This window comes from Rhizobium lentis (assembly GCF_014200175.1).
GTDB lineage: Bacteria > Pseudomonadota > Alphaproteobacteria > Rhizobiales > Rhizobiaceae > Rhizobium > Rhizobium mulingense.
The window spans coordinates 1-24,921 of sequence record NZ_JACHBD010000027.1 but is presented as its reverse complement, the minus strand read 5'-3'; the positions used below and the strand labels follow the sequence as shown (position 1 = coordinate 24,921).

Sequence of the window (24,921 nt, the reverse complement as noted above, 5' to 3'; positions counted from 1 at the left end):
ACCGGTGCCTCGACAACCATGGCAGCGAATTCGGCTGCGTCTTTCCAGGCAAGACCAGCTTGCAATGCCGCGCCAGTGTTCGTCGGGACGACAGGTGGTTCGCCTTCAAGCCATGGCGTTCCGCCACTTCGTTTACCGTCACGCCCGCCGCAGACTCTCTGAAACGGTCCGCGCCTTGAGCTCATCCGGCCATTGGCGATGCGCCTCACCTCAGCTCCGCTGCGTTCTGAGACTCCAACATAGACTCCATGGTCAATCTCCGCCTCCGTTTGTCATACTTCCCTCATCATTATGACTTGGCGTCCAGCGCGGCCTCGATCCGCTTCACACGTTCGATTATACGGCGGTTGCGATCGTAGAGCCGCATCAGCAGCTCATTGTCCAAGTACACCGACTTGCCGATGTTGCGAGATCGCTTTCCGATCATTTCCTGTCTCGACAGGCGATCGTGGGCTCTCGCAGCCGTTTTCTTCGCGAATGTCAGATCTCTTAAGTGGTACCTTACTGGGGGCATGCGGGCCTCATAGAGTGGCAGGATGAACCAAGGCGACGGAATGGAAGGCAGGATCGGAAGAGGTCGAGACCCGGACGTCTGCACCAATGCACCGTTTCGCCGTAACGGGTGTTCTGCTTCCACGTTTCCCGTTGTCACCTGATCTGTGATCGACTTTCCATAGACGAGCGATAAGGAATTTGACCTGCGGAAATCGGCGATGAGGCGCAAGATCGTCGTGCCTCAATCTTCTCAAGACGTACTGGTCTTTAAGTCGAGCACTGGGCCAAAAATTGGTCGAGAGGAAGAGCAACTCGTTTAATAGGTACTACAGCGTGAGCCATACTCAGAGCCCACGCTGCTTTCGACCACCGTCGAAACTCAGTGTTTCACAACAAGCCTACGGTTGAGGGCCAGTTGGCTCGTGCTATTTTGAGGAGATCTCTGTCGCTTCCGATTCCTTTGCCGTACATAGCGAAGCGAAGGCACGAAAGAGTATGGTGACCGTGATCGCGCTTGGCGACGGAGCCGTCGAAGTTTCCTTCGATGGTGGACAGTCCCAACGATTTTTTATGGCCGGTTCGGACGCCAAACATGGTTCGTCCTTTCAGGTTGGGGCGAAAGCTGGGTCACTTCCAGGCGAAGCAGCCCGTGGAGGTTGGCTTCGATAGGGTGTTATGCGCGCCTCGCTGCCTTAGCGCAACGTTTCATTCCTAATCACTTCAGGCGAGCTCGATTGGGTGAGCCTACACCGCGCCGTAAAGCCGTACGCTCTTCTCTGCATCGACGATCGAAACTCTGAAGGATTTGGTCACGTACCGCAGCTTCTCGTCATGTGTCCAGGCTCGATGTTCGGCCTCAGCAACAAACTTGGGATCGATCAGTCGGAGTCGGAAGGCGGGGTGGGGTTACTGCGTTCCTCGACTTCGGCCATGGTCCACTCGCGGAAGAGGCTGTAGGCGGCCGCCAGCAGCGTTGGCCCAAGAAAGATCCCGATAAATCCAAAGGCGATGACACCGCCAAGGAGTCCGAAGAGGCCGAGCAACACCGGCAAGTTGTTGGTCTTGCCGAGGATGTAGGGTCTGATGACATTGTCGATGCTGCTGACGAGAAGTAAGCCCCACGCTGCGACGAAGATGCTTCTCCAAACGGCTCCCTGAGCAAGAAGCCATAGCACCACGGAGCCCCATACAAGCGGGGGGCCTGCCGGCAGAAACGACAGGATGAAGGTGAGGAAACCAAGCAGCAGCGCCTGAGGTACACCGGCGATCCAAAAACCAATGCCGGCTAAGAGGGACTGGGCGAGTGCCGTGCCTATCAAGCCATAAATAACGCCCTTGACAGTTGCGCCCACGACCATAAGCAGCTCTCGGGCCCGGGGCCCGGCGAATCTTTCGCCGACTGCGCGCACGTGGGCTGCCATCCGCCGGCCGTGAAGGAAGAAGAAAAAGGCGATGAATACGCTCAGCCCGAGTTCGAGGAGTCCGGCGCCGAGCACCGCCCCGCTGGCTACTGCTAGGTCTGTGGCCGGGCCGATTAGCTTCTTGAGTTCAACGGTGAACGCGGGCGCATTATGGGCCAAGCTCTCCCAGTAGGCAGCCAGGTTCTCGCCGATTACCGGCAGTCCTGCGACCCAGCGCGGCGGCGTCGGCGGACCTTGCTCGAGAACCTGGTTCACAGCCGGGAGCAGGTTCCCCACGCTGTCCGTCAACGTCGGCACCACCACGGCGAATGGTGCGACCAAAATAAGGGCGACCAGCAACGTCATCACGGCGGCGGCCACGCTTTTGTTGCCACCGACTGCCCGCTCGCACCTCCTGTAAACCGGCCATGTTGAGAAACAGATCACCGCCGCCCACAGGATAGCTGAGAGGAAGGGCTGAAGCACGAGAGCGCAGCCGATCGCAAGGAGTAGTAGGGCGCCGACCCCTAGAATTTGTTCGATCGGCTTGCCGAGGGGTATCATGTCCAATCTTTCCTATTGCTTTAGGCTAGATTATCACGAGTGACGCGATGTGCAGCCAGTGGCTCATGCGTCGCAGCCAACGATCCTGTCCACCTAAACCTGGGCGACGCTGTCTAGAGACAGGTTACGGCCACTCTTACATTCCCCCGCAGCTTGCGGCACCCTGCATGCTGGCGTAAGACCCGTTCCCCGAGAGTCACGATCAAGCTCGTTTCCTCTGCGAGCGGGATAAACTCCGCGGAACCGAGACCCCGCTGAGGGTGGCGCCAACGCACGAGCGCTGGTTGCCGCGTGCGTCGAACTGGGCGCGGTGCTCTCCGAGATTGCCCGCGCGGCTGGCATCCATGTCAGACAGCTCTTCCATTAACGCGCAATGGGGTTTGCCGAGTTGATGCGTGTGTTCCCACGTGCAAATTGATCCCCTTGGCGGGGTAATCGGCGTCGAAAAATTGGACGCCGATCGACATTGATGCGGCGTCGACGCCGGCGGCGGGCACGTTGGTACCTGTGATCGTGTCCGAGACCGCACCGTCAACCTCGCCGATGCCCTCAGAACACCCGCCCCATCACCTTCCCGCCGGAAGAGCAGCGATGTGACGATTGGCGGTCGTGCCCGGGTGGACAGTGGCATCGGACACGGACTGTGCGGCATGTTTGCCAAAACCGCATCAAAGCGACTGTTCTGATCGTTGAAGTTCTTCTTGATGGCCGTGAAAATCGAGATGTCATCGCAACTGATCAACCACCCGCCCTCATAGGCGTGGCCGTAAGCGAGACAGTCCGTCCCTTCGATCGCAAATTCCTGATACAGCACCTCTGATCGTATGTGGAGCGCGCACGCCAGCCTCGCGCCTGGCGAGGAAATCGAAGCGGCTGTTTCACGAAAACAGGCAAAATTAGAAATTGTTGTCTACAGATTTTGTAGATTATGCGGTTCCATAGCCCTGTCGACTTCAGCGCTGAGATTTCGAACGCCCAATGGATGCATCCTTAGGCGCATGTGACCTGCCGACTTCTTCCCAAATCAAACAGGAGATTTCCATGAGCAATCCGGTTCTCGTCAATCAGATCATTCCCGAGTCCGATATCGTCCCGCTGACCGGCCGTGTTGGCGCCGAGATCAAAGGCGTCCGCCTCGGCGGAGAGCTTTCGGACGCAGCGGTGGCGGCCATCAACCAGCTTCTCCTGAAGCACAAGGTCATCTTCTTCCGCGATCAGGGGCATCTTGGCGATTCCGAACAGGAAGCTTTCGCACGCCGCCTCGGCGATCTCGTGCCGCATCCGACCCAGGGACCGGTCGCCGGCACGGCTTCGATTCTCAATCTCGATTCCAGCCGCGGCGGTGGCCGAGCGGACCAGTGGCACACCGACGTCACCTTCGTCGATGCCTATCCAAAATTCTCCGTGCTTCGCGGCGTCGTCATTCCGGCATCCGGCGGCGACACGATCTGGTCCAACACCCACGCCGCCTATGAAAGCCTGCCGGCGCCGCTCAAATTGCTGGCCGATCATTTATGGGCCATTCACAGCAATGCCTACGACTATGCTGCCGTGCGCCCCCGCGCCACCGCCGAAGAGAAGAAGCATTTCCAGGACGTTTTCACCTCGACCATCTACGAGACCGAGCATCCGGTCGTGCGTGTCCATCCGGAAACGGGCGAAAGGTCGCTGTTGCTCGGCAACTTCGTTCAGCGCCTGGTCGGCGTTTCGAAGAGTGACTCCGCCAAACTCTACGAAGTGTTCCAGTCTTACGTCACGGCCCCGGAAAACACCGTGCGCTGGCGCTGGAGAACCGGAGATGTCGCGATCTGGGATAATCGTGCGACACAGCACTATGCCGTCAACGACTATGGCGACCAGCACCGGGTCGTGCGCCGCGCCACGGTTGACGGCGACGTCCCAGTCAGCATCGACGGCCGCCGCAGCATAACCCACGTCAAGGCTGCCAAGCCGCAAGCAAAAGCGGCGTGATCGCACACATCTGAGTGTCGCCCGGAAGCAGTGTGAGCCGCATGCCTTACGAGAAGGAAAGCTTCTCGCTCGGCCGGGTCAGCGTTTCCGGGCGCAGCACCGCATCGAGATGCTCCTTCTGCATCAGCCCGCGCTCGAGAAGGATTTCGTAGACCCCCCGTCCCGAATGATGCGCTTCCAACGCAACCTCTGTGGCGTTGCGGTAGCCGATATAGGGGTTGAGCGCTGTCACGATGCCGATCGATTGCTCGACCATCTGCCGCAGCCTTTCGCGGTTGGCGGTAATGCCTCGAATGCAATTCGCCTCGAGCGTCAGGCAGGCATTGGTCAGATGGCTCAGGCTGCGGTAGAGGCTGTAGAAGATCACCGGCTCGAAGGCGTTGAGCTGCAGCTGGCCGGCCTCCGCCGCCATGGTGATCGTCACATCATTGCCGATCACTTCGAAGGCGACCTGGTTGACGACCTCCGGGATAACCGGGTTGACCTTGCCGGGCATGATCGAGGAGCCGGCCTGGCGTGCCGGCAGATTGATCTCGTTGAAGCCGGCCCTCGGCCCCGAGGACAGCAGCCGCAGGTCGTTGCAGGTTTTGGAAAGCTTGACCGCCACGCGCTTGAGAACGCCCGAAAGCTGCACGAAGGAACCGCAATCCTGCGTCGCCTCCACCAGGTCAGGTGACGTCACCAGATCGACGCCGACAATATCGGACAGGCGCTCGCGCACCAGCGCCGCATAGCGAGGATGGGCGGTGATGCCGGTGCCGATCGCCGTCGCGCCGAGATTGATCTCGCGGATCAGTAAGACCGCTTCGGAGAGCCGCGCCTCGTCCTCCGCCAGCATCAGCGCGTAGGTTCCGAATTCCTGGCCGAGCGTCATCGGCACGGCGTCCTGCAACTGGGTGCGGCCCATCTTGAGGACGTCGGCGAACTCGACCGCCTTGGCCTCGAAGGCCCGGCGCAGGATCGCCATGGCCTCGACGAGACGGTGAACGCCGATCCATGCGGCAAGCTTCAGCGCCGTCGGATAGACGTCGTTGGTGGATTGCGAGAGATTGACGTGCTCGTTCGGATGCAGGTGCTGGTACTCGCCGCGGCGATGGCCCAGGATTTCCAGCGCCCTGTTGGCAATCACCTCATTGGCGTTCATGTTGGTCGAGGTTCCCGCCCCGCCCTGGATCAGATCGACGACAAACTGGTCGTGCAGCGCGCCGTCGCGGATTTCGATGCAGGCCGCAATGATGGCGGCGGCCCGCTCCTGATCCAGAAGGCCGAGGCTCAGATTGGCCTGAGCCGCCGCTTGCTTGATCGCCGCCAGGGATGCGATCAGATCGGCCGATTCCTTCAGGGTCTGACCGGTTATCGGAAAATTCTCGACCGCGCGCAGCGTATGCACGCCGTAATAGGCCGAGGCCGGCACGTCGCGATCGCCGATCAGGTCGTGTTCGACGCGGATAGCAGTCATATCGGATGTCGTCATGGCGGGAACTTTCGAGAGGGGCGCACGCATTGCGGCGACAGGCTGAAGACAAGAATGGCTGGTGACGCGGCAGAATAGCCGCGTCCGCAGGCGTCATCGGGTCAGGCGGCAGGATGAGGATCGTCCCCGTCCGGCTTCGATCCGCGCAGCTTGAATGGGAAAGATACGCCGCCTGTTGTGACACCCATCGTGTTCACGCGCTGGGGATGATGGAACGGCGCGAGCTGGCTGCGGATATCAGGCGAGCCGATGCCGAGCCGCTCGAGGAGCTCCGTCACGACGGCGTACAGGATTTCAAGGTTGCCGTCCTCGATCTTCACCGAGATGCCGAGCCCACTGTCCGTCCCTAATCGCCGGGTTGCATCCGAGGCCCGCACGCCGATCGCGTAGCTCGCGTCGGCGCCGAGCTTGCCGATGAGGGCGCCGTCGAATGCGCACATCAACAGCGTGCAGTAGCGCCCCTCGCCCGCGACCATGTCAGGGTGGCCGGCCATTGCATGGAAGATGCGGGCCAGTGCCGGCCCTCGCATCGATGGCCCCTCGCCCGCACTACTCCCATCAGCTGCCGCGGCAAGCTTGGCATAGATGCGGGCCAGGCGATCCAGGGGAAAGGCGGGGGTCGGGAGATTGCATCCGTCGATGCCCCATTCGACATCCCGGACATCGAGATCGCAGAGTTCGGCGACGGTGCGCTTGACCCTCCGCTGCATCGGATGATCCGGCAGGTGGTAGCCTTCCATGCCTGCTCCGATCGCCCGAGCGCCGGCAAGCATGCCGACGTGCTTGCCCGAACAATTGCTGCAAACGGCCGTCGGGACAAAGTCCTGCCTGATCCAGGAGCGGTTCACCATTTCGGACAGGGAAGGATGACCGCCGCAGCGAAGGTCGGCCTCCTCGGCCTTGATCTTCGACAGCATGGTCCGCGTGCGCGCGATATGCCGCTCTTCGCTACTGTGGGACGCGCACATCAGCGCAATATCCGCATCATCGAAGCCGAAACGCTCGAAACCCTCCGTCTCCAGTATGGCAAGCGCCTGGGCCGGCTTGGCCGCGGACCGGGCAAGCGTCATACGCGTCGGATTTCCCAGCGCGTAGAGCAGCCTGCCCTTTGCATCGACGACAGCCGCGTGGACGCGATGGCTGTTCTCGACGATCCCGCCACGATCGGTGACGACGAAATCCTCACTCGGGGTCATGTCTCTCTCCATTCATGCCGCACCCCGGCGGCCTGCGCCGCCGGAGCAAGCTTGGATTCTCGATCAGTGTCAGGCGAGATCGAAACCGCCGCGATCGTCGCCTTGTTCGGCGGCGAGCATGTAGATGCGTTGACGCATCAGCAGCCAGCCGACCACCAGTGCCGGAATAATAATCAGGGCCAGCGAGGCGACCGTGTAGGTTCCGACGGGATAGTCGAGGGCCATCAGGATCACGACGACGGCAAGGAAGCCCAGCGTCAGCAGACCGGTATAAGGCGCGCCGAACATCCGAAATTCAGGCCGCGCCAGCTTGCCCTGCCGCGACAGCTGCCACAGCTTGAGCTGGCACAGCACGATCACGCCCCATGCCGCAATGATGCCGAGGGCTGCGACATTCAGGCCGATTTCGAAGGCTTCCGCCGGAACGACGGCGTTCAGCACGACGCCGAAGGCGGTCACGACAGCCGTCACCGCGATACCCCCATAGGGCACGCCTGATCGGTTCATCTTCGCCAGCGCCGCCGGCGCCGAGCCTGATATCGCCATGGAATGCAGGATGCGGCCAGTCGAATAGAGGCCGGCATTGAGCGACGACAGGACGGCGGTCAGCACCACGAGGTTCATGACGACGTCGGCGCCCTGAATGCCGATCTTGCCGAAGAAGGTGACGAACGGGCTCTCGCCACCCTTATAGGCCGTGTAAGGCAGCAGCAGGGACAACAGCAGGACCGAGCCGACATAGAAGACCACCAGGCGCAGCACGACCGTGCGGATCGCCCGCGGCATGACTTTGCGGGCATTTTCGGTTTCACCGGCGGCGGTCCCGATCAGCTCGATCGAGGCATAGGCGAAAACCACGCCCTGTATCACCACCAGGGCCGGCAGGACGCTGTTCGGGAACATGCCGCCGAAATCGGTGATCGTGTTCACGCCCGGGACATGGCCGTCGATCGGCGTGCCGGTGACGACGAAGTAGACGCCGACGACCAGGAAGACGACGAGGGCGAGAACCTTGACGAGGCTGAACCAAAATTCCAGTTCGCCGAAGACCTTCACCGACAGAAGGTTCATCGAGAGGACGAGGACCAGCGCCGCGAACGCGAACACCCACTGGTCGATCATGGCGATCCAAGGGACATATGCCTTGAAGAAATTCATGTAGAGGGCGACCGCGGTGACGTCGGCGACCGCCGTCATCGCCCAGGTCAGCCAATACATCCAGCCGACTGCGAAGGCGAGCTTTTCGCCGTAAAATTCGCGGGCATAGGATACGAACGAGCCCGAGGTCGGACGATGAACAATCAGTTCGCCGAGGGCTCTCAGAACGAGGAAGGCGAAAAAGCCGCACAAGGCATAGACCAGCACAAGTGCCGGACCGGCAGCAGCAAGCCGACCGCCGGCGCCGAGAAACAGCCCCGTGCCGATGGCGCCGCCGATGGCAATCATCTGGATTTGTCGCGGCTTCAGCGCCTTTTGATAACCGAGGTCCTCCTCGACAAAGACCTGGCTATTGGCCTCGCTTCTGTTGGATTGCATCACTGTCATTTCTCCTCCCTATCGCGTGGGTTCGGCAACCTCCCGGCCGCCCTCCGCGCAGACGCCAAAGATGTTAATCTGCTATGCGGTCTGACAGATTTCGCGATAAAGGAAAAACTACCCTGCAGTCAAGGATTTTCTCTTTGCTATTTGTGGATGCGTAGCGAAGGCCTGTGACAAGGCAGGCCTTGGCGGCTGGATTAGATTGAGCCTATAATGCGGCTGACCGCCGCCTCGACCTTCTTCAGATGAATTTCCATCGCCGCCTGGGCATCAGCCTCCGCCCCTTTTCGGATGGCTTCGACGATGGCGCGATGCTCTTCGTTCGATTCCTGACGCCTCGGCCCCAAGGCGGTCAGCAGCCCGGATTGCTGCGCCATCGCCTCGCGGACGTCATCAACGATGTCGCGAAAGAGGGCATTCTTCGATGCCTCGGCAATCAGCCCGTGAAAATCCGAATCCAGCCGCACCCAGGCCTCGGTATCTTCTTCCTGCTCCATCCGGTCGCAAAGCCCCAGCAGCCGGGACAACTCATCATCGCTCCGGCGCAGCGCCGCCCAGCCGGCCGCGGACACCTCGACGAAGGGGCGCGCCTCCAACAGATCACGCGCCGAATAATTGCCGTAGCGGATATCTCCGTCGCCTGCAGCGGCGAGCACATAGGTCCCGCTCCCGGTCCGCGTCTCCGTTAGCCTCAAAATCTGCAGCGAGCGCAGCGCTTCCCGCACGATCGGACGGCTGACACCGTATTTTACCGCGAGCTTGGCTTCCGACGGCAGCTTCGAACCGGCGGCAAAACGGCCGGAAAGAATGAGATTGCGCAGCTCCTCGAAGACCAGTTCCGAGGCGCTTTTTCGACTGAGGATCGCGGAGTCGGAAAGCCAGCTTTCTAGATCGTTCATCGCTTTGCATTCGATCGGCAGCGACCCGGACACCCGGGCGCGACATTGGAAATCATATCGTCAGCGGCGCTCTCTCTTCACCGGCAATGCCGATGATGGAGCGCTTGACCTCCAGCAGGTGCTCCGCCATGGCGGCGCGTGCATCCCGCTGGCTGCCTGCGGCGATAGCCTCCAGAATTCGACGGTGCTCGGCGTTGGAGGCTTTGCGCCGGCCGCGAACATGCTCCACCAGTTCCGACTGCGTCGAAAGCGCGCCGCGGACGTCGGCGACGACTTTCCGGAAAATCGCATTGCCCGAGGCTTCGGCGATTTCGCCATGAAACTCCGCGTCCATCCGCACCCATGTCTGGACGTCCTCCTCGTCGTCCATCCGGTCGCACAAGGATGAGAGCGATGCGAGCTGCGCGTTCGAGCGCCGCAATGCCGCCCATCCGGCAGCCGGGATCTCGATGCAGGGGCGCGCCTCCATGAGATCGCGGGCGGAATAGGCGCCGCCGCCGAGCTGCCGCGCCGGGCTCTCCGAAGCGACGAAAGTGCCCCGCCCCGTCCTGGTTTGCGTGAACCCCAGCGTCTGCAGCGAGCGAAGCGCCTCACGCACGATGGCCCGGCTGATGCCGTAACGTTCGGCGAGCTGCACCTCCGAGGGAAGACGGGTGCCGAGAGCCAGTTTCCGATCGATAATAGCCGTGCGGACATCTTCGAAGACCGCTTGGGCAGCGTTTCTCCGGCTTATCTCTTTCTTCTCCGACAGCCATGAATCCATATCCTGCATCGAGCGACGATGCGGGCATTCGAAGGAGCTGTCAAGCAACCGGACAGGTGTGCGATACTGCCTACCAGAGCTTCATATGCCGGTTGACATCCTTGTAGAGGAGGTAACGGAAGCGGCCGGGGCCACCGGCGTAGCAGGCCTGCGGGCAGAAGGCGCGCAGCCACATGAAGTCGCCGGCCTCGACCTCCACCCAGTCCTGGTTAAGGCGGTAACCCGCCTTGCCCTCGAGCACATAGAGACCGTCCATGACATGGATTTCCATGAAGGGGATCAACCGCGCCCGGCTCCAGCGTGACGATATTGACGTGCATGTCGAAGCGCACATCCGCAGAGTCGTTGAAGCGGGTGGTGCCCCAGCGACGGCGATCACCGAGAACAAGCGGCTCAGCGACGTTCTGGCTGTATCAAGGAGCGCCAGGAGCAGCAGTCAAGGCCAGTGGTGAAGACCAACAGCGAGAAGAACGGCTATGTGCGACGGGCTCATGGTCCGGGACGAGGGAGGATTTTATGACCAATCCGGCGACGATCGAACGCCGTAAAGCAGCGCTGGCAAAGCTTGATGCTGCCGACCCCACGCCAATCTGTTCCACGTTTCCCCGCCACTGCTCTCCTCTCACCATCATCGAATGTCGCGCTCAACGGCGAATGAACCTGTGGACCAAAAACGCTGGGGCTTTACCACCGATGGGCGGTTTCACCATAGATCCGTGGCCGACAGGTTCACAGTTTCCGTCGGAACATGTTCTTAGAACTTCACCCGGAACCCGGCAGTCCCAGTGAGGCTGTAGCTGTCCGCGAAGTTGGACAGGCTGGTGTTGATGGAAACCTCGCCATACAGGGAATATTTGTCGTCATTCCAGTTATAGCTGCCGCCCGCGCCGATACCACCCCAGGTGCGGTCGCTCTCGTTGGCAAAGCCGACGCCTGATACTCCAACCTCTGTCCCGTCAAGGAACTCGTAATAAAGATTGGCAATGCCATAAAGAAGCGCGCGGGTCGTCGTTCCTGAAGCGCCCTCCCAGGTATTTTCATAATCCGCCGAAAGTCCAAGACGGCCCTTAAGGCTTTCGCCTCTCCCGAGAGAAACATTGGCACCGAAGGGATCCGTGAAGTTATCAAAATCGACATTGGAATATGCGAGCTGAGCTTGCGGGGTAAGCGTCCAGCTCTGGTTCAACGCAAATCTTTCGCCGGTTTCCAAGCTGAAGGCGTAGCCGAAACCGCCATTCCCTCTCGAGAGCCCACCCAGGAAGTCGGAAGACAGGTCACTATCATACCATGTCGCCTGCGCCTGCCCGTCAAGATAGAAACCATTCTGGCCATACCAGGTCAGCGTAGCGCCAACGCCATATCCGTCGGTATTGACCGTGCCATCGCCGAAGACGGAGGACACATCTGCGGACGCTTTGCCGTACTGAGCCGTGATGCCTCCCATGAGTGTGCCGCTGCCGCTTTCGTAAAGCTGCTTATCCAAGCCGCCTTGGAACTTCCATGTATCCAAATCGTAATCAGCGGAACTCGTTGACGTTCTCGGGTCAAAGCTTTGATGTGCGCCTTCGACGCGTGCCCACACGCCGCCTCCCTCGACGAGGGTCGGTCCGCCCTCAGACGGCTGCGGGGCCGGCTCGATCGTTCCAGGGCCGTCACCCTGGGACAGCGTTCCGTTGCCAGCTCCTGACCAATAGCGGTTTCCAAGACGCTGTTGCAGCGTTGGCAGCCCGTTCAGGCCTAGCAATGTCTGCGCGTAGACCTCGTAAACGGGAACACCGGGTTGGTAGAGCGGCGATGATGCGGCGTCAGCCGCATCGACTAAAGCGGAACGCAGATACCAATCACCATCGTTTGGCGTTGCGATGCCATTCTTGTATAGCCGGTAGGCATAGGCGCCGCCGACAACGGCTTCTTCGCCCTGAAAGAGATAGTCTCCGTCAAGGGCAAAGCTGCCGGCGGAAGAGCCAGCAACATCGATCACCCGTATCCCTTCCACAGTCAGCGCTCCCTTGCCGCCAACATTGTTCACGACAAGCGTCGTCAATCCTGACGTGTTACCCGCAACCACAAGCCGGTCGGTCGTTGACGCGTCATTGCCCAGCGCCGTATTCAATCGTAAAGTGCCACCCGCGCCCACATAGTTACCGCTGACAGTCAGTGTTGCTCCCGGGGCGCCTCCCACAATGACCGATCCGGCATTGGTGAGCACGCTAAGGGTCTGATCGAATCCGGCCGCATCGAGGGTCCCGCCAGCAAGCACAGAAGTCGACGAAGTGGAGCTAAAGGCGTTCGTGGTCCCAGCCGCGAGCGTTCCAGCCTCGACCGTCGTTGCACCTGAATATGTATTCTGTGCGGTCAGAATTGTCGTTCCGCCGCCGATCTGCCTGACGTTACCCAAGCCGGATATCACGCCGTCGAAATTCATGCTGTCCGAGCGATTGAATGCAAGTGAACCGTCGTTGGCAACATCTCCGACAATAGAGCCCGACGTGCCGCCATTGCCGAGCTGCAGTGTCCCGGCATTGATGGTGGTTCCGCCAGTGTAGGTATTGTTGCCGGCGAGGACCGTGGTGCCCGAACCGTTCTGTTCCACGGCACCCGAACCGGAAATAATCCCGGGCACTAAAAAAGCGTCCGAGCGGTTGAACGCGAGGAGACTGTTGTTCAACACATTGCCAGAGATCGAGCCGCTCGTTCCGCCGTTTCCAAGCTGGAGGGTGCCTGCTGAGATCACGGTACCACCAGCATAATCGCTGTTGCCCGTCAGGACCAGAGACCCTGATCCCGTCTTCGTAAGTCCGCCGGGCCCGGTTATACCCTGTGCCAAGGTCGAATCGAAGGCCTGTGTATTAATCGTGCCGCCCCCGACATTCAACGTCACTGCGCGACTGGCCGATAAGTCGAAACTGCTGTTGAGTTGCAAGGTGCCGCCATTGAAACTGACACCGCCCGTCGAAGCACCCAGGGCATTGTCGGCGCCGACCGCGACAACGCCGCCATTGATAAAGGTTCCTCCGGAATAGGTATTGCCCGCCGCGACCGAGGGATCGAGCGTAAGGGTGCCCGCTCCGGTCTTTTCGACGGCACCGGTTCCGACGATCTGACCGACATAGGTGCCATTATCGGGCTGAGTAAACCGGACAAGGCCGTTATTGGTGATGTTGGCGATATTGTTTGCGGGAACAAGTTGCGTCGGGAGAGCCTGCGCGCGCGCTTCCAGTATGCCGGCAGGATCGATGATAACCTGCCCGGTATAGTTGCTGTTCGTCCCCGTCAGGACAAGCGTGCCGTTCTGAACCGTAGCGACCGTGACGCCGGTAATGGTACCTGTGAGCGTCCACCTTCCGAGATCGTTTTTAATGAGGCTTTCAAACCCGGTGAAGTTGCCGGCCATAGACGATTGCCCATCGCCGCTGAGGAAGATCGCATCAGTCCCGCCGCCGCCGGTAAAATTGCCAGTGACACTCGATCCGGTATAGAGGCGCAAGATATCATTGCCATTGGCTAGATTGATACTGCCTCGAATTATGCCTTTGTTGGTGAAGTCGAGCGCTCCGGCGCCCGATCCACCGATGACGGTGCTGGTTGTTCCATTGCCCGCTTCGATAATTCCGGTTTCATTGTTGATGACCGTGTTCAGGCCGGACGTGTTCTGCGACCAGATAGCGACAGCATTGTTCGCGTCGATTAGGCCATTGTTGGTAAGCACATTGCCAGTGCCCTGGAAATTTACGGCTTCCGCACTGTTCTGCGACCCGAGGGCAAGTAGCTGCCCTCCCTGCTCAATCGTCACCGTACCATTGTTGTTGACCTCAATGGCGTTCCCACCCGTGTTGTAATTGCCAAGGGTGGAGACTGCCGTCGCGCTAACAAGGCCCCCACCGGAAATGGTGATCACCGCGCCGTTGCGCAGGCTGATACCATTCATGTCGCCGACGGCAATCTGCGCACCGGCTCCAACATTGACGGTGATGTTGTCTCCAGCAGCAGAATTGCCGGCGCCGACCGTGGTTGTATAAGGATTGGGAGCAGTCGTGTCGCAACTGATGACACCCCCAAAGGTGACGCAATCAGCAAACGCCATCGTCGGCGCCAGGAATGAGCCCCCCGATGAATACGGCAGCGCAGATCGACAAACGGGAGGTGCACGAAGCAAAGGCGGAATGAAGTTCCTGCATTCATTATCTCCAAATCTTTTCCACCTCCTTAACCTAAAACGGGCCAAATGCCTGTGTTCGATCGGCAACAAGGAAAAAAAAGAAACCATTCCGGGCAATATTTTTAATTAACGATCACAGGTGGTTCTGGCAGGCACATTGCGGGCGCGGCGAGTTCTCTTTGAGCCGCTGACCAAACGCCCACAGGTCGCTGCAGAGAAGGCCTAATGTCATGATTGATGCGCGATAGGGTCGAGAATTGCGTCCCTACTGGTCTTGCCTGCCGAGCCCGCTCGATTTCAAACGAGCCCTGCACAGAACGAATATCAGGCAGCAGCTTCGCTTTGGGCTCGGCGCCAAACCGACGATGGTCAAAAGTTATGGATTTCATCGTATCAATGCCGCCCGATGATTGGGTGCAACAGCGAACGACCATTTCTCTGCTGCCGGCCGATTGGCTGCGCCTCCCCTCTCATGGATCGCCGAAAAAGAGGCCCGGGAGTAGTCCCATTCACTCCCAGAGCGAACGGCACCTATGCTACCAGAGCTTCATATGCCGGTTGACATCCTTGTAGAGGAGGTAACGGAAGCGGCCGGGGCCGCCGGCGTAGCAGGCCTGCGGGCAGAAGGCGCGCAGCCACATGAAATCGCCGGCCTCGACCTCGACCCAGTCCTGGTTGAGGCGATAGACGGCCTTGCCCTCCAGCACATAGAGACCGTGCTCCATCACATGGGTTTCCATGAAGGGGATCACCGCGCCTGGTTCCAGCGTGACGATATTGACGTGCATGTCGTAGCGCACATCGGCAGGGTCTATGAAGCGGGTCGTGCCCCAGCGGCCGTCGGTGTCGGGCATGGCGCGGATCGGATGGTCGTCCTCATGGGTGACGATCGCCGGCGGCGGCTCCAGCTCCTCGACCTCCTGAAAGGCCTTTCTGACCCAGTGGAAGATCGCTGGGGCCGAGCCGTCGTTCTTCAGACGCCAGGCCGAACCGGCGGGAATATAGACGAAGGAGCCGGCGCGCAGCGTATGTTTGACGCCTTCGAGCTCCACCGTCATGCCGCCTTCGACGACGAAGAGCACTGCCTCGGCCCGCTTGTCCGGCTCCGGCCGGTCGCTTCCGCCGCCCGGCTGAACCTCCATCACATATTGCGAGAAGGTCTCGGAGAAGCCGGAAAGCGGACGGGAAAGAACCCATGCCCGCGTTCCCGTCCAATGCGGCAGGAGGCTGGTGACGATATCGCTCATGACGCCGCGCGGGATGACCGCGTAAGCCGTGGTGAAGACGGCCCTGCCGGAAAGCAGCTGGGTCTGCGGCGGCAGGCCGCCGAGCTTCGAGAAATAGTCTGTCTTGTTCATCGTCCGGGCTTCCAAGCAATTGTTTCTGCATCTGCTTTATGCGCCACGGGCCGGATAGGCAACTGCGAATAGGCCAAACCAACCTACCGGTCGGCCATCACCAGATGGCCCGGCCCGACTTCACGATACAAGGTGGCCGGAGGCTGGTAGTCCACGGCACGCATCGGGCTCTTGATTTCGTCATTCGCCACCATGCGTTTTTCGTGGCGGCGGTGGGGATCGGGCACCGGCACGGCGGCGATGAGTTTCTTCGTATAGGGGTGCTGCGGATTGTCGAAGACGGCGGCGCGCGGGCCGATCTCGACGATTTCGCCGAGATACATCACCGCCACGCGGTGGCTGACGCGCTCGACCACCGCCATGTCGTGCGAAATGAACAGGAAGGCGAGGTTGAGGCTCTGCTGCAGGTCGAGCATCAGGTTGATGACCTGCGCCTTGATCGAAACATCGAGCGCCGACACGCTTTCGTCGGCGACGATGACCTTCGGCTGCAAGGCAAGCGCCCGGGCGATGCAGATGCGCTGGCGCTGGCCGCCGGAAAATTCATGCGGGTAGCGCGAAGCCATATCCGGGGAGAGGCCGACTTTGACCAGCAGGTCGGCGACGACGTCCCTCGCCTGCTGCGAATTGCCCATCCTGTGTTCGAGATAGGGCTCGGCGATCGCGGCCCCCACCGTCATGCGCGGATTGAGGCTGGCGAACGGATCCTGGAAGATCATCTGCACGGATTTGCGCATCTCCCGCAGATCCTTCCTGTCGAGGCCGAGCACCTCCCTGCCCTCGACGAGAACGGAGCCTGCCTGCGGCTCGATGAGGCGCATGATGGCTCGCCCGGTCGTCGATTTGCCGCAGCCGGATTCACCGACGAGCGACAGCGTTTCGCCGGCATGAAGATCGAAGGAGACGTTTTCGACCGCATGCACGCGGCTCGTCAGCCGGCCGAACAGGCCGGAATGAATGTCGAAGCGCTTGGTGAGGTTCTTGACCTCGAGCACCGGCGTCGCGGCGACGGTATCGGCGGCCTCGGCCGGTATGTCCGATTCGCCCGTCGCCGTATTGACCACGGGAAACCGCAGCGGCCGCTGACGGCCCTGCATCGAGCCGATCACCGGCACGGCCGACAGCAGCGCCCTGGTGTAAGGATGTTTGCCGCGGTGAAAAATATCGGCGGTGGGGCCGCTCTCGACCTGTTCGCCGCGATACATCACCACCGTCCTGTCGGCGATCTCGGCGACGACGCCCATGTCGTGGGTGATGAAGAGAACCGAAGTCCCCTCCTCTTCCTGCAGCATCTTGATGAGATCGAGGATCTGGCCCTGGATCGTCACGTCGAGCGCCGTCGTCGGCTCGTCGGCGATCAAGAGTTTCGGCCGGCTGGCAAGCGCCATGGCGATCATCACCCGCTGGCGCATGCCGCCGGAGAAACGATGCGGATATTCGTTGAAGCGCGTGGCGGCCGAGGGAATGCGGACCTTTTCCAGGAGCCTGATCGTCTCGGCCCTGGCATCGGCCTTGCTCATCGCGGAATGGCAGAGCAGCGCTTCGGATATCTGGTCGCCGATGGTGAAGAGCGGATTAAGCGATGTCATCGGCTCCTGGAAGATCATCGCCACCTCATTGCCGCGCACCTGCCGCATGGCCCGTTCCGGCAGGGCCAGCAGGTCGCGCCCTCCGAGCACGACGCGGCCCTCGATGCGGCTGACCTCCGCCTGCAGCAGCCGCATGATCGACAGCGACGTCACGCTCTTGCCCGAGCCGGATTCGCCGACGATCGCCACGGTTTCGCCGGGCGCCACGGTGAAGGAAACGTCGCGCACGACAGGCTTCCTGGCGCCGTCGACCAGAAAGGACGTCGTCAGCCCCTCGACGGAAAGAACGGGGATGGCGGTCTCGATCGATTGTGCTTGGACGCTGCCCATTTCGGCTCCTGTTGCGGCGGATGAGAACGGCGGATCAGTCCGGCCAGCGCAGCAAGCCGTCGAAGCGATGCCTGCTGCGGTTTTCGATTGGGGTTGCGATGATCTCGTTGGAAGCGCGCGCCTTGTCGAGTTCCTCTGCCAGGCGGTCTGCGACGATGACCTCCTGGCCCGGATGCAGGTTGCACGGGTCGAGATAGAAGTAGCGGTGCTCCACTTCATGGTCGCGCACGATGATCGGCGGGTTGCCCCTCGCCAGCGCGTCGGCGAGATCCCAGGCGGTGATATGCGCCTGTTCGGAATTGACGATCAGGCGCAGCCGGTCGAGCGGATTGTTGGTCGGGTCGGGTTCGATCAGCGCAGTGATGCCGGGGCGACCGTCGAGCGTGCGTTTCCACAGGTTGAGATAGCCGGTCTCGCGCTCACGAATGCCGGCATGGTCGCGGCTTTCCCAGGCTTCGAGTGCGGCCATGACGCCGAAGATGCTTTCCTTGCCGACCTTCATGCCGCGGCCGATGCCCATATTGTGCAGGAAGGCATGGCGCACCAGCTCCTTGCGGCCGGCGACGATGCCCGAGGTCGGGCCGCCGAGGAACTTGTGGCCGGAATAGAGCGCGATATCAGCCCCTTGCTCCAGGAAAATCCTCAGATCATATTCCGACGCCGCATCGACGATCACAGGCACGCCCTTGGCATGGGCGATCTCGACGAATTCCTTGAGGTTCAGCAGGCCGTAATCGACGACATGATGGGAGACGACATAGACGGCGGCGGCGGTCTTGTCGGTGATCGCCTTCTCCATGTGGAAACGATGGGTCGAGGTCGCCTGCCCCACCAGCACGACCTTGCCGCCGGCAAGCCGGATCGCCTGATCGACGGGGGCGCCGTAGCTCACCACATGGCCCATCTGCACCAGCACTTCGTTTTTCTCGGGCACGGCATCCGGCAGTTTCTCGATCGCCAGCAGATTATCGCCGGTGATGGCGCCGGCGACGGCCAGCGAAATGCCGGCCGAGCAGGAGGAGGTGACGAAGCCGGCCTCGCCGCCGGTCAGCCGGGCGATGACGGCGCTTGCCTTGCGCTGCAGGTCGTTTATCTCGACGAAATGCGGCAGGATCGATGCCATCGCCTCGATCGCCTCCGGCACGACGATCGAGGCGCCGAGGCTGGTCATCGTGCCGGATACGTTGATGACGGGGCGAAGGCCGAGCGAAGGTCTGATGTCATTGGGCATGAAGGTCTCCGGAAGTCTGGGGCGAGGAACGGGCCGTGGGTGGACGTTGCTCCAAATATGCAAGCTCTCGTCAGCCATTCAAGGCGACGATCGCCTCGATCTCGACGGTGATGTTGCCGGGCAGCGAGCCGAAGCCGACGGCCGAGCGGGCATGTTCGCCGGCCGCGCCGAAGACCGCGATCAGCAGATCCGAGCAGCCGTTGATGACGCTCGGATGATCCTCGAACTCAGGCACGGCATTGACCATGCCGAGCAGCTTGACCACCCGCTTGACGCGGGAGAGATCGCCGAGGGCCTCCTGCATGACGGCAAGCAGGTTGATGCCCGTCAGCCGCGCATGCCGGTAGGCCTCCTCGACACCGACGCCGCCGCCGACCTTGCCCGCATGCAGGAAGCCGTCGGCCTCGCGCGGCCCCTGGCCGGAGAGGTAGAGCATATTGCCCTCCACCACATGCGTCACGAAATTAGCGATCGGCGGCGGTGGCGGCGGCAGCTTGATGCCGAGGGCGGCTAACCGTTGGTAAGGCGAGTTCTCGACCTTGCCGGCGGCGTTGGGAAACTGATTCACGCAAACTCCTGTCATGCGAATTGGATTAGGCGAATTTCGATTGGCCGCGTCTGGCCAGCGGATTAAAGGTCCTTGCGAAGTCTTGGGTCGAGCATGTCCCTTAGGCCGTCGCCGACCATCTGCAGCGACAGCACCGAGAGGATGATGGCGACACCGGGAAACAGCGTCATCCAGTCGGCCTGGCCGATATATTGCCGGCCGGCGGCGATCATTGTTCCCCAGGTCGGGATTTCCGGGCTGACGCCGAGGCCGAGGAAGGAGAGGCCGGCTTCGGCGAGCATGGCGCTGGCGAAAAGGAAGGTGGCCTGCACCAGGATCGGCGAGAGCAGGTTACGCAGCACATGCCGCGTCATGATGTGGAACGTCGAAATGCCGAGCGCCTTCGCCGCCTCGACATAGGGCAATTCGCGAATGACCAGTGTCGAGGCGCGGACGATCCGGGCAAGGCGCGGGGAATAGACGATCGACAGCGCGATGATGACGGTTGTCAAGGAGGGCCCGAGGGCAGCGACGAGGGCGATGGCCAGCAGAATATCCGGAAAGGCCATCATCGCGTCGATCAGCCGGGCGATCGGCGTATCGAGCTTCTGGAAGAAGCCGGCCAGCAGGCCGAGCGTCACGCCGATTACCGCCGACAGACTGACGACCGCAGCACCAACGAGCAGCGACAGGCGGCCGGCGAAGATCGTCCGCGAGAAGACGTCGCGGCCGAACTCGTCGGTGCCGAAGTAGAAAGTGCCGCCCGGCGGCTTCAACCGGTTGACGATGGAAAGCTTGGAGGGCGAATAGGGCGCGACGACAGGCGCGAAGATCGCCAGCAGCACGAAGAGCGTCAGGATCAGCAGGCCGAAGGCCACCGTCTTGCGCTTCAGCAGGCGGCGGACGAATTTGCTGCCTTCGCTCTCGGCGGGCTTGATTGCGATATCGGCCATCAGTAGCGCACCCTCGGATCGACCAGCAGATAGAGCATGTCGATCGCAAAATTGATCAGCACATAGAGCGCGGCGATGACGAGCAGCGCCCCCTGGATGACGGGATAGTCGCGGCGCAGCACCGCCGAGACGACGAGATTGCCGACGCCCGGCAGGCCGAAGACGGTCTCGGTGACGACGGCGCCAGAAATCAGCACTGCCGCCGTCAGGCCGAGCACCGTCAGGATCGGGATCAGCGCATTCTTCAGCGCGTGCTTGAGGATGACCTTGCGCTCGACCAGCCCCTTGGCGCGGGCCGTGCGGATATAATCGTCACCGAGCACGTCAAGCATCGAGGCACGGGTGAAACGCAGGATCAGCGCCGAGGAGACAATGCCGAGCGCGAAGGCCGGCAGCGTCAGATGATACATGCGGTCGGCGAAGGTCGAGCCCGGACCGCCATAACCAGAGACCGGGAAGAGGTTGAGCCGGACGGCGAAGAATTGCATCAGGATGAGGCCGAGCCAGAAGCTTGGGATGCTGGCGGCAAACATCGCCAGCGTCGTTGCCGCCTGGTCGACGAAGGAGCCGCGCCGATAGGCGGCATAGATGCCGATCGGCAGCGCGATGATGCTGGCGATGGCAAGCGAAAACAGCGTCAGGAAGAAGGTCGGTTCGGCGCGGTCGATGAGCGCCGACGTCACCGGCATGTTGAGGAAGATCGACTGGCCGAGATCGCCCCGCAGCAGCTGGCCGATATAATAGACATATTGCAGGCCGAGCGACTGATCGAGGCCGAGCCGGGCTCTCAGATCGGCGACATCCTGCGGCGTCGCATCCGGCCCGAGCATGACGGCGGCCGGATCACCCGGCGTCACGCGCACGATGACGAAGACGATCGTGACGACGAGAAACATCACGACGATCATGCCGAACAGGCGCTGGAGGATGTAGCGGATCATCCGACTCTTGCTCCTAGGCTCGGTTCACTTGGCACTGTAGTGGAACTTACCGCCCCGCCCTCATTCCTGTGCTTGTCACAGGAATCCAGCCACGGCGCGTCTGCGCCGTGATTGACTTTTATCCGTTCAAGAAGTCCTCCGCGCCCAAGGACTTGGGCGCGCTGGATTCCTGTGACACCCCTCGGGTCAAGCCCGAGGACAGGAATGAGGGAGCAAGTGGTAGGCACAAAAATCACTCCATCACTTCTTGATCGAAGCGTTCCAGAAATACGGCCACGGAGCCGGATCGACGCCTTCGAGCTTGACCGATTTTGCCGAGACGGCGTTGAAATCGCCGATCTTCATGAACGGCGCATCGGCATAGACGGCCTTCTGGACATCGGCCCAGAGTGCCACGCGCTTCTTCGGATCGACTTCGGAGGTGAAGGCATCGACGGCGGCCTTGCGGGCCGGCGTATCCCACCAGCCGGGCGAGCTAGTCGAGAGCGAGCCGATCAGCGCCGGCTCCGGTAGGAACGGGCTGTGGGTGATGTAGATGTCCCAGAGCTTCGGATCGGTACGGCGCTGCGTCAGCGTCGCCCAGTCCACCACCTGCATATCGACGGTGAAGCCGGCGAGCTTCAGATATTCGGCGGCGACCTGCGCCATCTTGTAGTGGAATTCGTACTGGCGGCTGGTCAGGATGCGGATCGGCTCGCCATTGTAGCCAGCCTTCTTGGCGGCAGCCGCCGCCCCTTCCGGATCAGCGACATTATAGGCGCCTTCGGCGCCGGCATCCGTCGACCAGGCAAAGGTCTTCGGATAGATCGAGCCATCGAGCGCATAGAAATCCGTGCTGCCGAAGGCGGCGGCCAGCATGTCTTCCATGCTGAGCGCCTGACGGACCGCCTTGCGCACCTCGACATTCCCGGCAATGCCTTCCTTCGTGTTGAAGACGAAAACAGGATAGCCGAAGGGCTTCAGCATGACCGGCTGCGAGGCGGTGGAAGCCTTCAGCTTGTCGTAGGATTCGACCGGAATCGAATCGACATAATCATACTGGCCGGACACGGCGGCCTCGACGCGGGTGTTCGGATCCGGCACCGGTACGAAGCGGATTTCATCGAGATATTGATGGCGGGCGCCGCCATAACCATTGCTGTCGCCTTCCCGCGACTTGTAGCCGTCAAAGCGGACGAGCTCGATATACCGGTCGGCCTTGCGCTCCTTCAGCATATAGGGACCGGTGCCGATGAACTCCTTCATCGGCTCATCCTGCTTTTCCGACGGGATGATGATCGCCGCCGAATTGTTGAAGGCGAGCAGCGAGGTCAGCGGCGCATAGGGCTGCTTCAGCGTGATCATCACGGTCGCGGGATCGGCAGCAGCGATCTTGTCGATGAAGCCGGCCACCTGCTTGCCGCGCGAAGCGATCTTCATCCAGCGGCCGAGCGAGGCGACGACATCGTCCGAGGTCATGTCGCTATTGTCGTGGAACTTGATGCCGGTCCTGAGCTTAATCGTATAGGTTTTGCCGTCGGCGCTGATCTCGGGCAGGCTTTCAGCCAGAAGCGGCGTGACATTCCAGCTCTTGTCGAACGTATAGAGCGTTTCGAAAATATGCTGTGTGACGATGCCGACGAGATCGGCCGTCGACGACATCGGATCGAGCGTCGGCGGCTCGCCGATCGTCGCGATGTTGATGACGCCACCCTTTTCCTGGGCAAAGAGGGTCGAAGGCAGGGCGATAAGCGCAGTGCCGAGCAGGAATGCGACAAGCGTTTTCATACGAGGGCTCCCGGTTAAGTTCCACAATTATGTAATTCATGTTTTTGTAAAAGAATAAGAGATGAAATGATCGTGTCAAGCGGAAGCCGCGGATTATATCGTGAGACGAAGGTCGGAACGGCGGAAACAGCGCCGCACCATCGGCGGCTAGCCGTCCAGGACAAGGTTGCGCATTATGCGGGCGCGAAGAATCGGCAGCGGCAGAGCTTCAACAAAGCGAGGATGGAATGGACATCGATTTCAACGACGGAAAATGGCTGAACGAACCGGAAAGCTGGCAGGCCGACGCAACCGGCCTGACGCTGACAACCGGCGAAAAGACCGATTTCTGGCGGGAGACGCATTACGGCTTCACCCGCGACAGCGGCCACTTCCTCGCCTTCCCTACCACCGAGAGCTTCACCGCGCAGATCCGCGTACAAGGCGAGTTCCGCACCCTCTACGACCAGGCCGGCCTGATGGTGCGCCTCGACGAAAAACGCTGGGTCAAAACCGGCGTGGAATTCACCGACGGCGAAGCATTCCTCAGCACCGTCGTCACCAACGGCCAATCCGACTGGTCGGTCTCGCAACCCTTCAGGCAACTCGACGACTTCCACATCCGCGTCACCCTCGCAGCCGGCGCCCTGCGCATCCAGGCCTCCCGCGACGGCAGCCGCTGGCCGCTGCTGCGGCTAGCGCCGTTCCCGATCGCCGACAGATACGAGGTCGGGCCGACCGCCTGCACGCCGGAGCGAAGTGGACTGAGGGTGCGGTTTTCGGAGTTTTCGATCGGACCGGCGATTACGACGGATCTGCATGATTTGAGTTAGGCCAAGATTTCTACGCCGATCAATTTGCCGTCCTCTCCGCAATCGAGGACCATATCTGCTTCACCGAGTAATTGAAGCAAATCTGTCCGGCCGAGATCAACAAACAGATCTCTCAGCCTGATCGAATTGGAAACTACGCCAGAGATTTCCTTGCCTGGATGATTGGGTAGATAAACGTAAAAAACGCCTCTTTCGTCAGCATCCAGTTGAACGTAGTCATCGCCCATGAACCCATCACCTTTGTGCTCTGACACGCGCGTCACGCCGCTCAAATTTCCCGCCCAGTATACTTTCTAGTCTGTCCAGGCCGCTCATCATGTCCCCTTCAGGGAGAGGTCAGCTGCGTTCGATACGAACAAGGTCTTCATAGTGGCCGAAATCCGGCTTGCGGGAGTAGTTCGCCGATACGTCCGCTGTCGCATTGCTCTTTTCTGCTCGGTGCGGATTGAAGTACTGGCGGCTGATAACCAAACTACCGTCCTGCTTGAAATAGTAGGTCGATCCATTGTCGACCTGATCTGTGCCGCCAACATATTCTCGATGCGTAGCCCGCTGAAGAAAGAGAACGCCGGGTGAGCCTCCTGCAAAGACATATTCGACATATTCTCGAAGATCGTCGTCGAGAAAACTGACGCCCACGAAATCGTTCTTTACTTCAAGAAAGCAGGTCGGATGCTCGACTGAACCGACGAGCACAGTATAAAGTGTGCCCTTCGCATGAGATTCCCTTGCTTTCTCCTCCGTCCAGACCTCAGTCGGGCATTTCTCAGCCCGGAACCATGACTTACAAAAAAGAGCTTCATTTACGCGACCCAGCCATCATTGACGTGCCCCCAATATTTATGCCATTTGGAAATGGAATTTTCCACTTATGATCCCCGATGGGAAGAAGAGGAGAATTCGATGAAGGCCTCGAAGTTTTCGGAAGCGCAG

19 protein-coding genes and 2 pseudogenes are annotated in these 24,921 nt (G+C 60.7%); 3 read left to right on the top strand and 18 right to left on the bottom strand.

All coding sequences use genetic code 11. The features are described from left to right. Positions 1-289: 289 nt before the first annotated feature. Both GGI60_RS30880 and GGI60_RS30875 read right to left on the bottom strand, forming a co-directional pair. On the bottom strand, positions 290-724 hold the full coding sequence (locus tag GGI60_RS30880) for a hypothetical protein (protein ID WP_183920228.1): 435 nt from the start codon (positions 722-724) through the stop codon (positions 290-292). Between the two features lie 649 nt (positions 725-1,373). Then, complete coding sequence (locus GGI60_RS30875; RefSeq protein WP_183920226.1) at positions 1,374-2,459, bottom strand: AI-2E family transporter; 1,086 nt, start codon at positions 2,457-2,459, stop codon at positions 1,374-1,376. 1,041 nt (positions 2,460-3,500) lie between these two features. On the opposite strand from GGI60_RS30875, the gene GGI60_RS30865 reads away from it, so the two are divergent. Then, entirely contained in the window at positions 3,501-4,430 is a 930-nt protein-coding gene (locus GGI60_RS30865; protein ID WP_183920225.1) for a TauD/TfdA dioxygenase family protein, read from the top strand. 46 nt (positions 4,431-4,476) lie between these two features. Here GGI60_RS30865 and aspA read toward each other — a convergent pair whose 3' ends face one another. The 6 genes and pseudogenes from aspA to GGI60_RS30835 all read right to left on the bottom strand — a co-directional run. Further along, on the bottom strand, positions 4,477-5,904 hold the full coding sequence (gene aspA, locus GGI60_RS30860; protein ID WP_183920223.1) for an aspartate ammonia-lyase: 1,428 nt from the start codon (positions 5,902-5,904) through the stop codon (positions 4,477-4,479). 101 nt (positions 5,905-6,005) lie between these two features. After that, entirely contained in the window at positions 6,006-7,100 is a 1,095-nt protein-coding gene (locus tag GGI60_RS30855) for an asparaginase (RefSeq protein WP_183920220.1), read from the bottom strand. Between the two features lie 69 nt (positions 7,101-7,169). After that, entirely contained in the window at positions 7,170-8,645 is a 1,476-nt protein-coding gene (locus tag GGI60_RS30850; protein WP_183920218.1) for an amino acid permease, read from the bottom strand. A 191-nt stretch (positions 8,646-8,836) separates the two neighbouring features. Continuing rightward, positions 8,837-9,538, bottom strand: coding sequence for a FadR/GntR family transcriptional regulator (locus GGI60_RS30845; RefSeq protein WP_183920216.1), 702 nt, complete (start codon positions 9,536-9,538; stop codon positions 8,837-8,839). Positions 9,539-9,590: 52 nt separating this feature from the next. Continuing rightward, complete coding sequence (locus tag GGI60_RS30840; RefSeq protein ID WP_183920214.1) at positions 9,591-10,310, bottom strand: FadR/GntR family transcriptional regulator; 720 nt, start codon at positions 10,308-10,310, stop codon at positions 9,591-9,593. 61 nt (positions 10,311-10,371) lie between these two features. Further along, positions 10,372-10,669, bottom strand: a pseudogene (locus tag GGI60_RS30835) ((S)-ureidoglycine aminohydrolase); the annotation flags it as partial. A gap of 3 nt (positions 10,670-10,672) precedes the next feature. Here GGI60_RS30835 and GGI60_RS30830 point away from each other — a divergent pair. Further along, a pseudogene (locus GGI60_RS30830) lies at positions 10,673-10,880 on the top strand (ISNCY family transposase); the annotation flags it as partial. A gap of 175 nt (positions 10,881-11,055) precedes the next feature. On the opposite strand, the gene GGI60_RS30825 reads toward GGI60_RS30830, so the two are convergent. The 8 genes from GGI60_RS30825 to GGI60_RS30790 form a co-directional block, all read right to left on the bottom strand. Beyond that, positions 11,056-14,385 carry an autotransporter outer membrane beta-barrel domain-containing protein gene (locus GGI60_RS30825; RefSeq protein ID WP_246720540.1) on the bottom strand — a complete coding sequence of 1,110 codons (3,330 nt, stop codon included), beginning with the start codon at positions 14,383-14,385 and terminating at the stop codon, positions 11,056-11,058. A 611-nt stretch (positions 14,386-14,996) separates the two neighbouring features. Beyond that, positions 14,997-15,818 (bottom strand): bifunctional allantoicase/(S)-ureidoglycine aminohydrolase, encoded by an 822-nt coding sequence (locus GGI60_RS30820; protein ID WP_183920211.1) that lies wholly within the window; start codon positions 15,816-15,818, stop codon positions 14,997-14,999. 83 nt (positions 15,819-15,901) lie between these two features. Continuing rightward, positions 15,902-17,737 (bottom strand): ABC transporter ATP-binding protein, encoded by a 1,836-nt coding sequence (locus tag GGI60_RS30815; RefSeq protein WP_183920210.1) that lies wholly within the window; start codon positions 17,735-17,737, stop codon positions 15,902-15,904. A 34-nt stretch (positions 17,738-17,771) separates the two neighbouring features. Next, positions 17,772-18,968: an aminotransferase class V-fold PLP-dependent enzyme gene (locus GGI60_RS30810; protein WP_183920207.1), complete on the bottom strand. Its 1,197-nt coding sequence runs from the start codon at positions 18,966-18,968 to the stop codon at positions 17,772-17,774. Positions 18,969-19,038: 70 nt separating this feature from the next. Next, complete coding sequence (locus tag GGI60_RS30805) at positions 19,039-19,551, bottom strand: RidA family protein (RefSeq protein WP_037144659.1); 513 nt, start codon at positions 19,549-19,551, stop codon at positions 19,039-19,041. A 47-nt stretch (positions 19,552-19,598) separates the two neighbouring features. Further along, entirely contained in the window at positions 19,599-20,468 is an 870-nt protein-coding gene (locus tag GGI60_RS30800) for an ABC transporter permease (protein WP_183920205.1), read from the bottom strand. Continuing rightward, a complete protein-coding gene (locus GGI60_RS30795; protein WP_183920203.1) occupies positions 20,468-21,409 on the bottom strand; it encodes an ABC transporter permease in 942 nt (313 codons plus the stop codon). The genes GGI60_RS30800 and GGI60_RS30795 overlap by 1 nt, the downstream gene beginning before the upstream one ends. A 240-nt stretch (positions 21,410-21,649) precedes the next feature. Next, positions 21,650-23,176, bottom strand: a complete 1,527-nt coding sequence (locus GGI60_RS30790; RefSeq protein ID WP_183920201.1) for an ABC transporter substrate-binding protein — start codon at positions 23,174-23,176, stop codon at positions 21,650-21,652. Positions 23,177-23,403: 227 nt separating this feature from the next. Between GGI60_RS30790 and GGI60_RS30785 the strand changes: the two genes are divergently transcribed. Continuing rightward, entirely contained in the window at positions 23,404-23,988 is a 585-nt protein-coding gene (locus GGI60_RS30785) for a DUF1349 domain-containing protein (protein ID WP_183920199.1), read from the top strand. Here GGI60_RS30785 and GGI60_RS30780 read toward each other — a convergent pair. Both GGI60_RS30780 and GGI60_RS30775 read right to left on the bottom strand, forming a co-directional pair. After that, positions 23,985-24,215 carry a hypothetical protein gene (locus GGI60_RS30780; RefSeq protein WP_183920197.1) on the bottom strand — a complete coding sequence of 77 codons (231 nt, stop codon included), beginning with the start codon at positions 24,213-24,215 and terminating at the stop codon, positions 23,985-23,987. The genes GGI60_RS30785 and GGI60_RS30780 overlap by 4 nt on opposite strands. 109 nt (positions 24,216-24,324) lie before the next feature. Then, complete coding sequence (locus GGI60_RS30775) at positions 24,325-24,627, bottom strand: hypothetical protein (RefSeq protein ID WP_183920195.1); 303 nt, start codon at positions 24,625-24,627, stop codon at positions 24,325-24,327. Positions 24,628-24,921: the final 294 nt, after the last annotated feature.

Coding starts and splice junctions, on each gene's coding strand:
- GGI60_RS30845 (WP_183920216.1), bottom strand. CDS start 9,538: ATGAACGATCTAGAAAGCTGGCTTTCCGACTCCGCGATCCTCAGTCGA.
- GGI60_RS30800 (WP_183920205.1), bottom strand. CDS start 20,468: ATGGCCGATATCGCAATCAAGCCCGCCGAGAGCGAAGGCAGCAAATTC.
- GGI60_RS30850 (WP_183920218.1), bottom strand. CDS start 8,645: ATGACAGTGATGCAATCCAACAGAAGCGAGGCCAATAGCCAGGTCTTT.
- GGI60_RS30855 (WP_183920220.1), bottom strand. CDS start 7,100: ATGACCCCGAGTGAGGATTTCGTCGTCACCGATCGTGGCGGGATCGTC.
- GGI60_RS30825 (WP_246720540.1), bottom strand. CDS start 14,385: ATGGCGTTTGCTGATTGCGTCACCTTTGGGGGTGTCATCAGTTGCGAC.
- aspA (WP_183920223.1), bottom strand. CDS start 5,904: ATGACGACATCCGATATGACTGCTATCCGCGTCGAACACGACCTGATC.
- GGI60_RS30815 (WP_183920210.1), bottom strand. CDS start 17,737: ATGGGCAGCGTCCAAGCACAATCGATCGAGACCGCCATCCCCGTTCTT.
- GGI60_RS30865 (WP_183920225.1), top strand. CDS start 3,501: ATGAGCAATCCGGTTCTCGTCAATCAGATCATTCCCGAGTCCGATATC.
- GGI60_RS30810 (WP_183920207.1), bottom strand. CDS start 18,968: ATGCCCAATGACATCAGACCTTCGCTCGGCCTTCGCCCCGTCATCAAC.
- GGI60_RS30805 (WP_037144659.1), bottom strand. CDS start 19,551: ATGACAGGAGTTTGCGTGAATCAGTTTCCCAACGCCGCCGGCAAGGTC.
- GGI60_RS30875 (WP_183920226.1), bottom strand. CDS start 2,459: ATGATACCCCTCGGCAAGCCGATCGAACAAATTCTAGGGGTCGGCGCC.
- GGI60_RS30785 (WP_183920199.1), top strand. CDS start 23,404: ATGGACATCGATTTCAACGACGGAAAATGGCTGAACGAACCGGAAAGC.
- GGI60_RS30820 (WP_183920211.1), bottom strand. CDS start 15,818: ATGAACAAGACAGACTATTTCTCGAAGCTCGGCGGCCTGCCGCCGCAG.
- GGI60_RS30780 (WP_183920197.1), bottom strand. CDS start 24,215: ATGGGCGATGACTACGTTCAACTGGATGCTGACGAAAGAGGCGTTTTT.
- GGI60_RS30790 (WP_183920201.1), bottom strand. CDS start 23,176: ATGAAAACGCTTGTCGCATTCCTGCTCGGCACTGCGCTTATCGCCCTG.
- GGI60_RS30840 (WP_183920214.1), bottom strand. CDS start 10,310: ATGCAGGATATGGATTCATGGCTGTCGGAGAAGAAAGAGATAAGCCGG.
- GGI60_RS30795 (WP_183920203.1), bottom strand. CDS start 21,409: ATGATCCGCTACATCCTCCAGCGCCTGTTCGGCATGATCGTCGTGATG.